This is a genomic window from Collinsella aerofaciens (genome assembly GCF_028209885.1).
Classification (GTDB): Bacteria; Actinomycetota; Coriobacteriia; order Coriobacteriales; family Coriobacteriaceae; genus Collinsella; species Collinsella aerofaciens_BA.
Genome location: NZ_JAQLEM010000006.1, coordinates 78,488 through 92,182 on the forward strand (window position 1 = coordinate 78,488; position 13,695 = coordinate 92,182).

Here is a 13,695-nt window from a genome sequence, read left to right on the forward strand (position 1 = left end):
CTAAATTTCCCCTCGGTTCCCAAAATCCGATTCCCAGTAGTTAAATCCGCGCAGGTAGGCGGTCTTGTCATAACACAGGCAGTACTTGGAGACCGCCGTAAGCTCGGCCGCGCCCGGCGGCACCATATCGCGCACCAGCTGCGGACAAAACTCAGTAAACTTGACCTCCATCACCAGCTTGCCGGGCTCCAGGACCGGCAGCGCGGGCGGCGTCGCGTCAAAGATATCGAAGCTTCCCACCGCGGCACGCACGTTCATGTCAAACGTAATGCGCACGGTGCCCTCATCCATCACCCACGGCTCGCGCTCGTAGTCCACGATGGTCCGCGGGCGCATCATGTTGCAGATGCACTCGATGTAGAACTCGCGACAGAGCGGATAGGGGCTCCTCAGCAAAAAGTCGTAGTCGCAAGCCAGAATCTGCTCAAACTCGCCGCGCGTAAGTGGCGCATCCTCCTTGTAAATCCAGCTACCGTACTTCTTTTTGCGCTCGAGCTTAATCACCTTGTCGCTGCCGTTATAGATGCGCACGCGATACTTTTTACGCATGAGAATGCCGGCGTCTTTTTCCTCGTAGGCCGAGTTGCAGTAGTCGTCAAAATACAGGCTGCGAATAGTGTAACCGCCCGCCCGCGCATGCTTGTCCAGCATAAACACCGGCGCCATGCGACAGGCAAGTGCGGCGTGCTCGCCCTCGCTAATAAGATATTTGAGCTCGTGGCGGTAACGCTCCTGCGTGGTACGCACAGGCGGAGCCGCCAAGCGCTCGAGCAGCGCGCTAGCCCTCCTCATACGTGTCCTCCACGACCTTACCGCCGTCTTGCACGTAAAAACACTTCATGCCGTAGTGCTTGCCGTCGTCGGTCACATAGTAGTCAAACGCATCTTGCGTATAGCCGTCGGAGTTGGTGGCACGCACGCGCACAAAATACTGGCCGGCATCGGGCGCATCGCAGGTAACCTCGGGAAGCAGCACGTCCTCGGCCTTAAAGACCACATCGCCAATGGCATAGTCGCGCGCCAGCTCCACGGTGTAGCGAATGTCGCGCGCCTCAAAGTCGTAGGACGCATCCCAATTAATACGCAGCTTACCGTTATCGATCTGCGGCACGCCGATGTAGAACGGCATGGGCTTTTTAAAACTCTCGCGAAAGCTCTTGTAGTTCTCCTCGATCTCGGAGGGAATCGCCGCGGCGATCTGCTCGTATTGGTCCTTGGTGACAGGCAGATTGTCGATATCGGGCGAAGCAAAGACCAGGGATTCAGTCACATCGCGGTAGTGCTTGATCATCTTGCTCAGGCGTGCCTCGGTCATATACGAGCGCAAGTCCTTGACGGCACGGTCGAGTTCGCTGCGGAACGACTTGCTGCGCAACGCGCGGTTAAACAGCACGTTGCCCCAGTAGTTACTTGCGCCGCGCTCCCAGCTCGCGTAGTCCGAAAACCCGGTAAGAGAAAGCTCCAGCTTACGCAGCATGCCGTCGTTATCCCAATCTAAAAAGTACCAGGTATTTGAGTTGAGCGGGCTGTACAGATAGCAGTTACGGTTCTGCGTATCGCAGTTGCCCGTCAGGATCTGAAACGCCAGCCAATAGACCAGATTTTCGGTATCAAAGTAGGTGCCGAGCACGTCGTCGATCTTTTGCGATTCGTCGTTGAGCGCATCGAGCATCTCGATGAGCTTGGTGTGGTCCGAATCGCCCTTAATCTCGAGCATGCCCTCAAATTTAGCCTGGTTGTAGTCGGGATCGTCGGCGAGCTTAATGGTATCCTCGTAGCGATGGAAATCGAAGCTGTTCACCTTGTACAGACGCCCGCTCTTATCCAAGCCGTGCGCTTTAAGCGCCGTCTTGTTGAGCTGCTCCACCTGCGTAAACAGGCCGTAGTCCTCAAAGGTGTCGTTGGACTTTTCGGTCTGGTCGCACACCCACAGATGCACAAACTGCGTGCGCAGGCCCATCATCTGGGGAATCCCACGGATAAGGTCGTAGGCCATCTTGTTGCGAAAACGCATACCCTCGCCCATGTGCTTGTTGAGCGCAATCGCGCGCTGTTGGCGCCAGGTACCCTTGCCCTTTTTGAGCTCCACCTTGTAATTCTATTGCGAGTTATTGCTCGATGTCTGACCGCGCACCTGCACAGTGGCATTGGGCGCTTCCTCGCCATAGCCAACCTCGCCGGCCACCGGGCCGTCTTCGTCGCCCGGCTGCAGCAGGCCCATAACCTGATAGCGCGTCACGCCCATGTCGGCATAGTCATACACCGAGTACGTGTTGATCTCGGCCCAGCTGTGGTCGGTGTTCTCGGAGCTGTTGCCGCGCGAGACCGTAAGGTACATGGTCACAATGCCTGAGTCGTCGTAGACCTCGTACAGCTCATCTTTATCGCGTAGGTGCTTGGTACCGTCCGAGGACTCGGCCTTTTTAATCTTATCCTGCTTTTTGACCTTTTTGGTCGAGGAGTCTTCCTGCACCGAGCAGCCCGAAAGCAACAGCGCACCGGCAGCCGCCTCAAACAGGCGACGGCGAGACATCATCCTATCGGTCATCAGAACCTCCCCAATGTTTGCGATAAACGCGAACTACTGCGCGCTCAAACGCGCCATGTGGCTCACCCTTATGGCGACCTTCCTCATAGCGCTGCTCGGCACGATCGAGCACCCGACCAAGTTCGGTAAACCAGCCCGTTTTGTCGGTCGCAACAATGGGCTGCTGGCTCAAGATACGATACGGCAAGTTGGCGGTATAGGTATCGAGCCGCAGCAGCGCCACGATAAAAAACACCGCCGCACCCAACAAAAAGCCAAAGCCGTAAAACTGCTGCGGCAAGAGCAGAGAAACGGCAGTCGCCAGCCCGGCCACACTGGCAAACAGCCCCGAGGCCAGCACGGCCCCCTTGTAGTCGGTAAAGTACAGCAAGATGAGCATCACCGTATTGCCCACGGCATACAGGCCATAGCCCACGCACAGCGTGCGAAAATACCCATGCATAAGGTTGTTAAAGCCCAACGGTAAGGCCGACAGCACCGTGGTCTCGAGCGAGATGACCGCCGCTGTCACAAACAACTGCTTGAGCGCGCAAAAGCGCAGTTCGCTGTTGAGCGTGGCAAGCATTTCCTCCTCGGCCACCACAATGTCGCCCACCACACCACCGTCGTTGAACAGGCTGTAGTAGTCGCGGTAGCGTGGATAGAAGTTGACCTCGACCGAGACCACAAAGTTGACGGTCGTGACCAGGATCGTCAAAAACGCGATCAGCGCCGGCACATCGTGGTAGGGCGCACCATAAAACAAGCCCTTGACCTGCACGCCAATGGGACCGGCCCAAATTATCACCAAGTGCGCAAAGAGGCCCAGGTTGGTAAACAAGCCCGTGAGCGCCAACGGCATAAACTGATCAAGCCACCGCAAATACAGCCAGGGGCTGCGTTCGCTCTGCGGAAAAAACCGGTACAGCAGTACCACGTCCCAGGCGAGCATGACGCCATAGCCCAGAGCAATTGACGCCAAAAGGCCCTCGACCGGCGGCAGTCCCAGCGCCAGCGCGGCCAGGGCGCACAGGCACGCCACGCCAATGGCAGCCGCAAAGCTGCAAAGGATACCGCGGTAATCCTTGATGGCCGTGAGGTAACTCATGCCGTTCCAGTTGACGATCATAATATTGAACAGCCACAGGCACAGCAGCCCCTGCAGCAGCGTGGCGCCCGAGAACAGCAAAAAGACGCCGTAGAGCACCGTGCCCGCAACGAGCATGATGGCGTTGGAGCCCCAAAACGAAGGCAGGATCTCATCCTCGCGCTCGGCAAAGAGCATATCGGCCAAAAAGCGCGTGACCGGCATAGAGAAAAAGCTCGTGAGCGTAAGCGACGCCAGCAGCGTATAGGTCACCATGCACACCAGCAGATCCTGGTTGGCTCGGCCCACGCCCCACAGACCGCACAGCACCAAGATACTCACCTGGAGCAGCACGCCCAACAGCATGGGGCCCGTGCACACAATGCCGGCGTAGCCGTAAGCGCGCATCGTGGCAAACAGACCCTTACGCCTAAACAGGCGCTTGAGCTCAAAACCGATTCCGGCCACCGGCTACTCCCCCTCTCTGGGCAGGTTAAACGCACGCGCCGTCTCGTCGTACAGCGCGCGATAGTTGGCGAGCATCTGCTCGTGCAAGAAGTACGTGGCAACGCGACGCTGGCCGCGCTCCCCCATCTCAATGCGACGAGCGCGGCATGTGCACATGCGTTCCATGGCATCGGCCAAGCCCTTGCGATACATTGGCGGCGTCACAAAACCCGCCACGCCAAAGTCGTCGCCCGGGGCGCCTTCGAGAAGCTCGCGACAGCAGCCCACCTCAGTCGTCACGCAGGGACGGCGCGCTGCAAGCGACTCCAGCACGCTGAGCGGCTGGCCCTCGGAGATGCTCGTCAAAATGGTAAAGTCGAGCTTTTCCATGTACTCGACCACGTTGACGCGGCCGGTAAAGATCAGGTCGCGCACGCCCAGGGTTTCGACCAGCGCGTGGCACTCGGCACCGTACTCCTCGTCGTCCACGCCACCCATGATGTGCAGACGCACCTTGGGCAGGCGCTCGTGCAGCTCAAAGAAGGCATAAATCATGGTCTTGACATCCTTGATGGGCGCCAGGCGCACCACCGCGCCAATGTCCACCCAGCCGTCATCGATCTTTAAGGGAATATCCTTAAAGCGATCGAACTGGATGCCGTTGGGGATGACCAGGCATTTGTCCGCATCGCAGCCCATATCAATCTGCGTCTTGCGGGCGTTATGGAACAAACTCGTCACGCGGAAGGCGCGGCGGTAAATCTCCTCCGAAAGCAGGTAGAAAAAGCGAATCCAGCGGTCCTTAAACGACGGCACCACCCAATCGGCGCGAATGATCTCTTCCTCGCGCTCGCGGGTATAGATGCCATGCTCGGTCAGCAGCACCGGCGCATGGTGAACGCTTGAGCCCAGGCAGGCGAGCAGGCCACCGTAGCCGGTCGAGATGGCATGGTACACATCGGCCACCGGCACCTCGCTGCCCAACAGGTAGAGCACGGGCAGCAACATGGAGCGCATGGTGTGGAATGCATCGGCAAAGGGCGTGTAGGGATACTCGGCCAGGCACACATCGCGAAAGATATCCATAAACGTGCGGCTCTGCAAAAACGAGAGCGGATGCACGCGACGGCGGTGGAAGATATCGAATAACACGTCCCAGTCCGGATTGGAGAGCGACACCAGGCGGCGTAGCGCCTCGCGCTCGCGGTCGTTAAAACTGGCTTCATGTTGCTCGCCCGAAAGCCGCAGGGCATCGTCCAGGAACACCTCGTGCACCTCGACCACGTTGCCGGGCAGCTCGTAGACAAATTTGCCGCGGTCGGCAGTATGCGCGCCAATCACCCACAGCACGAACTCGTGCTCGGGCATGGCCTGGATATAGCCATGCATCCAGGTAGATACGCCGCCGTGCACATAAGGGTAGCAACCCTCGAGTACCAAGCAGATTCTCATCTGTCGCCACCCTCCTTGCGCTCGATCGTCAGGGTATTATCATTTGCCTTGAGCAGATTCAGATCGCCCGTAAGGTGCGTCAGTTCGCCACCCGTCACCGCACCCGGCTCGCCATTATTGGCGCGGAACATGAGCCACGCCTCGTCGTGGAAATTACCCAGGCTGAGCGTCCAGGCATCTGCGTCTGCATCCACACTCACCGTCACGGACGAAAAGCGCTGGATGGCACCCGAGCATTCCGAACCGGTCTGGCGCCGCAGGTCGGGCGCAGACTTGGTAAGCCAGTCCAGGTAGTCGGTCAGGCCGCCCTTGTAGACTTCCCAGCCCTCCTTGGCGCCGCGATCGGGATCGAGCAGGTCGTCCGGATGCATAAAGTGCGTGCTCACGTAGTGCATGTTGAGCTCGGACACGGCTGCCAGGCGCATATAGGAATCGTCGACCATGCCGCCCGAAACAATGCGCGGCTGCTCCACAATGCCATCGCTCGCCACGCCAAACTCCTGTACGTACGGCAGGTCGGTGCCGTCCTCAAAATTCGTGCTGGCGATGGTCTTAATGCGCGGAACGTCGGTGCCGATGAGCTTGCGCGCGCGGGCCGAAAGGATATTCGACGGCGGCACGTAGACCGAGCCGTGCGCGTTGGGCAGCACCTCATCTTGGAAGGCGATAAGCTCGTTGAGCGATGCGACGAGCGTTTCCTTGTTTTTCCACGTCTTGTAGACGTACAACGTACCATAGTCGGTATCCCAGAGCGCAAGCGGCTGATGGTTGTAGCCGTGAAAGCCCAGCTCTCCGCCCATCTGCAGCAGCATGCCGCCAAAGTAGCGGAACTGCGTGGTATCGGCCTGGCGCGCGGGCTCGGTCTGGTTGACCGCGTCCTCGTAGTTTTCGATCATCACGCCGGTATAGCGAATGCCGTATTTTTGCGCGAGCTTTTGCAGATCGGGCCACCAGACCTTGGCATAAAAATCGGCGACGGAAAGCCCGTAGTCGCGCTTGATGTAGGTGCCGTCGCCCGAGGGCACAGGGCTGGGAAAGTCGTCCAAATAGAACACGGCGCTGTTGATGACCGGATAGGCCGTGGCTTCACCCAGCAAGCTTATGGCCGAAGCATAGAACCCACGCATGACCTTGTCGTAGATGCCAATGTTGCACACCACGGTGTGACCACTGCCGCAATCGTTAGACCAAATGAGCGGCGTGCCCGCGTCACCGGTCTTTGCCCAGACGTGCGCAGTTTCGCGCAATGAAACCGAGAGCGAAGAATCGAAGGGATCCGAGAACTCGTAGCGCTCTCCCCCGCCCAGCATAAAGTCCTCACTCGGCACAATGCTTTCGGCTTTTACATAGTCATATCCGGCCGATTCAATGCCAAGCTTGGAGGCAATCACTTGTAGATAGCTCGAGTTATCCGGCGGCATAGCGAGCATAAGCGAACCGCCGGCACTCACCCAACTCATAATGTCGCTCAGGTGCGTACCGAGCCCATCGAGCGACGGCATGAGCAAAATCACGCGATCGAAGGAGGCCAGCGAGGGAATGGCATCCGCACCATCCAGGGCAAGGTCCACGTCGCGGTGCGCGATCTTCATGTCGAGCAGGATCTGGTCGAACTGTTCCTTTACGTCCTCGACGCCAGCTTGATCGGAATCGGTAATGACCAGGCACGTGGGCTTTTGGCCAAAGATTGCCGAGGAGGCCGGCACCGCATCGTTGGCGGCAAGCATCCCCAGCTTATGCTGGCCCGCACTGTACTGCACGCCGGCACGCTCCACCAGCAGCACGGCGGCCATGACGATAAAAACAGCCCACACCACGAGGAGTCCCATCCAACGAAAGCGGCCTGCTCGGTCGCGGATATGTTGCACCACGCTCATCTGGCCTCCTCCCCGTCGCGCCAAAACGCCAACTTTTCGCGGTTGTCGGCGCTTAAATACACATGTTGCTTGTCAATCGCATCGATCACACGGTGGACTTCGTCACCGTCGCGGCGCATCACGGCCAGGCGCAGGCAAAGCATCCAAACCTCCTGCTCGTCGGGCACGTCGAGCACCAGCTGGTCGGTCACGGCCTGCGCCTCGTCGATCTGTCCGACATCGGCCAGAGCCGTCGCGTATCGAATGCGCAGCTCAAGGGTATCCTCGCGCTCGCAGCGACGCGCAAGCAGGCGCGCGTACTGTTGGCGCTGAATCTGAGCCACGCGCCCCTCGGCCAAGCCCGAGCCCAAGTATTCACCAAGAAAATCGCAGTATTCGTTGAGGTTTTGCGCGCTCGGGTCCGTCTTAAAGGCACGCTCCAGCTGCTGCAGTTTAAGGTCGGACTCCTTGGAGATCTGCGCCACCGCCGTCGCGGCATAGTGCGCCACCTCAACGTCGTCGTTAAGCTTAGCCGCCTGCAGCTGCGCCAGGTAAGCGTCGGGCTCCTCGGTGAGCATGGAGAGCATTAGGCGGCGCCGGTATGCCGGGTCATTGACGATGAGCGCCTCCTCGAGCGGCACTACGCCCGCATCGTCCTCAGCACTCGGTACCGACATGCTACGATGCAGGTCGTCGTTGAAGCGCAGCGACTCCAGCGCAGACTCTTTCAGCCCCTCGCCAAACATCGCGCTGCAGACCGATAGCAGAACCACCATCAACGGACCCCACAGCGGCACCAGCACTATCACAGCCAGCATGTGCCCGCGCACCGGCAGCAGGCCCAGCTTCATGAGCGTCCACAGCATCAGGCAAACCAACGCATGAATCAGCAGCAAGACGGCAGCAACGACAAGCGAGATCAAGCGGCACCCCCCTCACCGTCACCGGTGTAAGAGATGTGCTGCAACAACGCCACGATGTCCTCGCCGTCGACGGGTTCCACCGCAATATGCTTTGCGCTCAGGCGCTCGCGGATAATGGGCAGATCGCACGCCTTTGCCTGACGCATAAGCAGGTAGAGTACGTCGCCGTCGACCAAGCCCGCCGCGTCGTTCTCGCGGATTGCCGACCCAATTGCGCCCACCAGCTCGCCGACAGGCTCCATGCCCGGTACCACGCGCAGGAGCAAAAAACTCCCCATCTTGCTATCTGCCAGCGCCTGCTCTGCCGCGAGCTCTTGGCCAAAGGCAGCCTGCTTGAGCACACAAGTGCCGTCAACGCAGCGTTTATCCTGCGCCACCGCCTCATAGTCAAAGGCACGGCCCAGCGCGCTTTCGACCAGGCCGCACAAGATGCGGAACAGGTTTTGATAATAGAGGGTCATTTGGTTTTCGGCCGCGCTACGCACAAAGATCAACACGGCGGGTGCCCCGTCGCGCTCGATCGTGTATCCAAACATGGGAAGCCCCGGCGTCAGCTCGCGGTTCACCCACAGGTTCGAACGACCCCCGTCGCCCAAAAGAGGTGCAAGCTGCTCAAGCGTGAGCGAGCGTGCGGCATCTTCGGCAATCGCGGGACTTGCTGCCACCAGGCGTGCAAATGCCCCGCCCGAAACATGGTAGATCGCCACCGAATCGTTCTCGAGGATCTCGCCCAGAAGCTCGCAGCACTTGCGATAGATGTCGCGTGGGTTGAGTACGTCGAGCTCCTGCGTCACGGCAAAGATCTTGCCAAAGCTGTCGTGGCGACCCACGATCTGGCGCCTGTACGCGCGCTTGTCCTCGATCGCGTCGTGGTAGAGCTGCGTAAGGAACGTATTGCGGTTGCGCACGAGCTCGTTTTGATCGCGCTCCGCCCTAATGGCTTCGCTGTTGCGCAGCTGCACATAGCCGCACACGGCACCCACCACAAAGTACGCAATAAACGGCAGCCAGTTGGACGGCTCGTAGAACAGGCCCTGGAAGGTATAGCCGTACTGAGTAAAGTAGCTCGCGGCCAAACCCACCGACGCCAGCAGCGCCGCAACCAGGCCAAAGTCCAAGCCATACAGCGTGCCGATCAACACCACGTAGAGCAGGCGATAATCGAGCACGTTGAGCTGGGCCGATTGTGAGAACAGATGCTCCAGCACCTCGAACAGGACCCAGGCGGCTGCCGTCTCCAGGCATTTAATAGGCAGCGTGCGCATCTGGATGCGGTCGATGGCGGCGCGCAAGGGGTTGACCTTCTTTGCGCGGCCAGCATCCCAACGCGCTTGAATGGTCGAGAGATCGCGCAGCAAGTCATGGCGCTGAAACCAGCCATAGCGCACGCGAGCGACGTCGCTGGCGGGCAGGGCGTAGCCGGCAGAATCGCCATAGGCAACGGCAAGGCCGGGGAACAGCGCCTTGAGGGCGTCGCCCACCTCACCCGCCGTGTGATGGAAGGTATCGGCTACGTCGAGCGTCTCAAAGTTACCATCCCAACTATCGAAGATACGGCGTACCAGCACCGCAAGCTCCTCGGCACACAGCTGGGGAAACGCCGCATCTTGCGCGCCCTGCAGAGCGACCGACCCGGTTGAGCACGCGTCGAACAGCGGCACCAAAAACGGATCTTCCAGCGCGGCAGACGCGGTGTACAGGAACGGCACGCGCAGGATCTTGGTCTGAACGCCCTCGCGAGCAGCGTAGTAGCGGCACAGGTCGTTGGCCGCGTGCGCGATAATACCCTTGCCCGTTCGCCCCGCGGCATCGGCGGCGCCCTCGGCACCTGCGGGCCCTGCTATATACAACAGCTGGATCCGGCTACCCATGCACGCACGAAAGACCGTGCGCAGCAGCTCGATATCGCCCACGGTATCGGTATGCGGGGTAAGGTAATTAGACAGGTAGACCACGCGTTCGAACTCGTAGGCCTGATCCAGGTGTTGCAGAAGCTCTTTCCACGAGGAATGGGGCGACGACTCGTCGCGGCGCGCATCCCCGGCGGCGACAACCTGAACATGGTCCTCGGGGAACGCCTTGGCACAAAAGTCATCGTCAACATATGCGGTGTTGCCAACAACCAGCACCTCCATGGCGCACCCCTCCCCTAAAATCCACTTTAGTCATAGTCAAACATGCGTATTTTACGCTGTCAACGCGAGCTGGGGCGCCTTTAAGGCTGTTTTAAGAACTTTTTTAGAGGATGTGGGAGTGGCAACTCGTCCGACTCAAGCTCATTGAGAGGCTGCTATTCGCTCTGAAAAGGCACATCGCAATCTGCTGACAGCTCTGCGGGGAAAATGCCAGGCAATGTACATTGCTCTCGCGCGGAATAGTTAGATGAAAGAAACGGCAGTTCTTTGGAATAGCTGACGATAACCTGTGGAACGATCTTAATGCCCAGAGCAAGTTCGAACTTAGCAATGGTCTTTAGAGTCATATTAGGTTGAGAATTCAAGAGCTTAGAAAGCGACTGAAGGCTTATGCCCATACGATTTGCCAGCTCACTTTTGCTCAATCCCAAACGTTTCATTTCGCGATGAACAATAAACTCAATATCTAGTGCATGTTCATAAGCGCGCGTTTCGCTACTTTCTGTTTCGGCATAAAAATCAGATAGATCTACTTTATTCATTGTATTCTCCGTTTCAGAAGCCAGGCATAAAAGTCAGCGCCCAGGCTCCAGAAGCTGACGTGCTATTCTGGCCGATCATTGTTCGAGCGGTTAATTTCCGCTTAGGATCTAACAACATTTTCTGGAATTGAGAGTTGTCGGGAGAAGCCGTCAATTCCCAAAACGGTCGACCCTTGAGGTCTCTATATTCGACAAGTTCATATCCTTCTGCCAAAGGGCACCTCCCATTTCTAGATGAACTTAACTTATAGGTTAAGTTCATCCATTTAAATACATATAACGAGGTCCAGACAAGATTCATCTGCCCCAATCGATAAACAAACCAGTCGAGCTTATGCAAAATCCGGAAGTGTGCGGCAAATTCTAGACACGTCAATCACACTGGATAGTGACAAAGTTTCTACCTGCGAGTTCTTTTCATGAAAAGGACGATGTGCTCGAGGGTTCCGAAATTTGTCGCATACTTCCGTCGGTCATTTCCGGAAGTGCGGTGAAAAAACCGAGATCGACAGACCAGACCCCTGTTTTAGCTTTCCGCGACCTGCGGTTTTGTTGCCGAAATTCGGTTTATGCTCGGAGGTTTCCGATTTTTTCCCCGCACTTCCGAAAAGCACGCTTAAACCGCGCGTCCCGAAGCGGAAAACCGCCGGATATTTGTTTCTCCCCAAATGAGATCCTTGTTTTGCCTGGCCGAATCTTACATCCAAACAAAAAAAGAGGACCGACGCATCAGCCCTCTTCAGGTGTCGCCCGAAGGCTTCCAGCGCAATTGATTTAATTCTAATCGATATCACTTGTTTGACCACGATCACGTCAACCAGTAGAAGCCGCCCATGCTCGATCATTCCATTGCCGGGATGGTGCTTGGCCAGTACGTCACACATTGCATACATGAAAAAAGGGCAACACTCTCAGTTTGAAAGCGTCACCCTTAAAGTTCCCAAAGAGCTTTTGTACTGCGGGAAGATACTCTACACCATCTTCCCTTGATTGGCAGGTCGAAACAGACACCATTGTGATTTCAAGCAGAAAGCGTTATATTAAGAATGCATTTGCACGTGGTGTTCGCACTATACGCTCAGATGCCATAGTTTACAAAGATGGCCTTCTTCATAGACGCTAGGTGGGATTACTCACTAGTAGCCGATATGTCGAAGGCCTTCTTGTACTTAAGGAAATCATACATTCTAATAAGCCGTTTCAGCTCGCTATTACCGTGGATTATCTTACGATCATCCGTGATGAGCGCCCTCAGATACTCGAGCAACTCATTTAAATCGAGCTCATCCTCCTCAAGTAAAACTAACTTTTTAAATGCTTCCTCAAAGCCTTCGTTAGCTATAACAGACTTAACCGAGTATCTAATTCCCGAAAGATGATAGCTACCTTTTGCCTTTCGTAGGCTGTTGTTTAGAAAAGCATCTAAATCCTTCTTCTCATCTATTTCCTTTAGCATCCTTGGATTAAGAACTTCCCCTGAATACGCGCTTAAATACTTATACATGGGCAAACCACCCGAGTTAGAAGCAAGCAGCGCAGGAAGATATTCCTCGACGGCAAGTTTGGGAGCGACATGTTCATCATCAAACACGACATCGCGATATAAAAGCTCGGCTTTGACCATATGACCGTGGCCCAAAGATGCATTTGCGACACCGATGCCCAGCACAAGATGCTGTCCCTCCGGAAGTCTCTCGAGGTCGCTAAAACTCGCTTCGACTACCAGAGAATCATTTGGCTCGCCCTTATCTGCCAGGGCGTAGATACTCCTGCGCAACTCACGAATGATCCTGGGCGAGAAGGAGCATTTGGAATGTCCAATTGCTTCATACACTGCGCCAAAATCATTCGTCCTAATCGCGGTCATGCTTATCTCGCCAATACCCGGAAATGTAATCGAATGTGTCGAGGTTGCATTTTCGCCCCTAGTTAGGAAAATAAAACGCTCTTTGAGCAATACAAGATTATTTGAACCGAGGCAGCGCGAAATCGACATGAGGATAGCTTGGATATCGGGGTCGTTAAGGGAATAGCCGATAAAAATAATTGGGTATTCCATAAAAATAGTTAGCAACTTGGCTGCCAAGTAATCCTGGGTTTCGGCGAGTTTTGCGTAATCTGCCTCCTCAAGAACCATAGATTCAGGATTATCCATAGACCCGTGGATCTTATAGATTTCACCCATTTCAAAAGTTCTGTGAAAGACAAGATCGTCCTGGCCTACAAAAACTTTAAACTCGGGAAACAGCGACTCCAGTAGACAGTCATAGTTGGTTGTAATGACTCCAGAAATACGCCGCCTGCCGACCTCTCTCAAGATATCAAGTTCATGCGTCATATGGTCAGGTTTGAACGAGGATAACCTCTCGGCCGCCATAATCTTTAAAACAGATTTGCGCTGACGAATGTCCTCTGCATGATCGTCTCTAAAAGAAGCGAAGCGAGGGTCCTCAAGAACAGCTATGCGCATATCCTTATCAAGCATCGTCGCGGCAGAGGGCAAAGCACCATAATCAGGATTATCTGGACAGCGAGCAAGGTAGGAATCGAGTCGAAAAGGATCATCAGAAAGACGGGAGCAGAGGTGCCTTAACAAGCCGTCCCAATCGTCGGTCCCCATATATCTACGGGAAAACCCCGAGCCAACGATGAACTGCCTCCCATTTCTTGGACATGAGAAATGGGAGGCTTTTTATGCGTGTCGACTTGAGGGTGAAGCACGACAT

General features: G+C 56.3%; 11 protein-coding genes. All 11 read right to left on the reverse strand.

Translation table 11 applies throughout. The features are described 5' to 3' along the window. Positions 1-792: a polyphosphate polymerase domain-containing protein gene (locus tag PMX21_RS02700; RefSeq protein WP_271757887.1), complete on the reverse strand. Its 792-nt coding sequence runs from the start codon at positions 790-792 to the stop codon at positions 1-3. Further along, positions 779-2,089: a CotH kinase family protein gene (locus PMX21_RS02705; RefSeq protein WP_271757888.1), complete on the reverse strand. Its 1,311-nt coding sequence runs from the start codon at positions 2,087-2,089 to the stop codon at positions 779-781. Before PMX21_RS02705 ends, PMX21_RS02700 begins: the two co-directional genes overlap by 14 nt. Before the next feature lie 9 nt (positions 2,090-2,098). Continuing rightward, on the reverse strand, positions 2,099-2,548 hold the full coding sequence (locus tag PMX21_RS02710; protein ID WP_271757890.1) for a hypothetical protein: 450 nt from the start codon (positions 2,546-2,548) through the stop codon (positions 2,099-2,101). Further along, complete coding sequence (gene pelG, locus PMX21_RS02715) at positions 2,538-4,082, reverse strand: exopolysaccharide Pel transporter PelG (RefSeq protein WP_271757892.1); 1,545 nt, start codon at positions 4,080-4,082, stop codon at positions 2,538-2,540. The genes PMX21_RS02710 and pelG overlap by 11 nt, the downstream gene beginning before the upstream one ends. Before the next feature lie 3 nt (positions 4,083-4,085). Next, positions 4,086-5,513, reverse strand: a complete 1,428-nt coding sequence (pelF, locus tag PMX21_RS02720; protein WP_271757894.1) for a GT4 family glycosyltransferase PelF — start codon at positions 5,511-5,513, stop codon at positions 4,086-4,088. Next, positions 5,510-7,390, reverse strand: coding sequence for a DUF2194 domain-containing protein (locus tag PMX21_RS02725; RefSeq protein WP_271757896.1), 1,881 nt, complete (start codon positions 7,388-7,390; stop codon positions 5,510-5,512). Before PMX21_RS02725 ends, pelF begins: the two co-directional genes overlap by 4 nt. After that, positions 7,387-8,292 (reverse strand): tetratricopeptide repeat protein, encoded by a 906-nt coding sequence (locus PMX21_RS02730; protein WP_271757898.1) that lies wholly within the window; start codon positions 8,290-8,292, stop codon positions 7,387-7,389. Before PMX21_RS02730 ends, PMX21_RS02725 begins: the two co-directional genes overlap by 4 nt. After that, positions 8,289-10,427: a DUF4118 domain-containing protein gene (locus PMX21_RS02735; RefSeq protein ID WP_271757899.1), complete on the reverse strand. Its 2,139-nt coding sequence runs from the start codon at positions 10,425-10,427 to the stop codon at positions 8,289-8,291. The genes PMX21_RS02730 and PMX21_RS02735 overlap by 4 nt, the downstream gene beginning before the upstream one ends. A 155-nt stretch (positions 10,428-10,582) precedes the next feature. Then, positions 10,583-10,969, reverse strand: a complete 387-nt coding sequence (locus tag PMX21_RS02740; protein WP_271757901.1) for a helix-turn-helix transcriptional regulator — start codon at positions 10,967-10,969, stop codon at positions 10,583-10,585. Between the two features lie 473 nt (positions 10,970-11,442). Continuing rightward, the gene (locus PMX21_RS02745; RefSeq protein ID WP_271757903.1) at positions 11,443-11,862 is read right to left on the reverse strand and encodes a hypothetical protein; all 420 of its coding nucleotides are present in this window, start codon (positions 11,860-11,862) and stop codon (positions 11,443-11,445) included. Between the two features lie 236 nt (positions 11,863-12,098). Further along, positions 12,099-13,589 (reverse strand): SIR2 family protein, encoded by a 1,491-nt coding sequence (locus tag PMX21_RS02750; protein ID WP_271757905.1) that lies wholly within the window; start codon positions 13,587-13,589, stop codon positions 12,099-12,101. Positions 13,590-13,695: the final 106 nt, after the last annotated feature.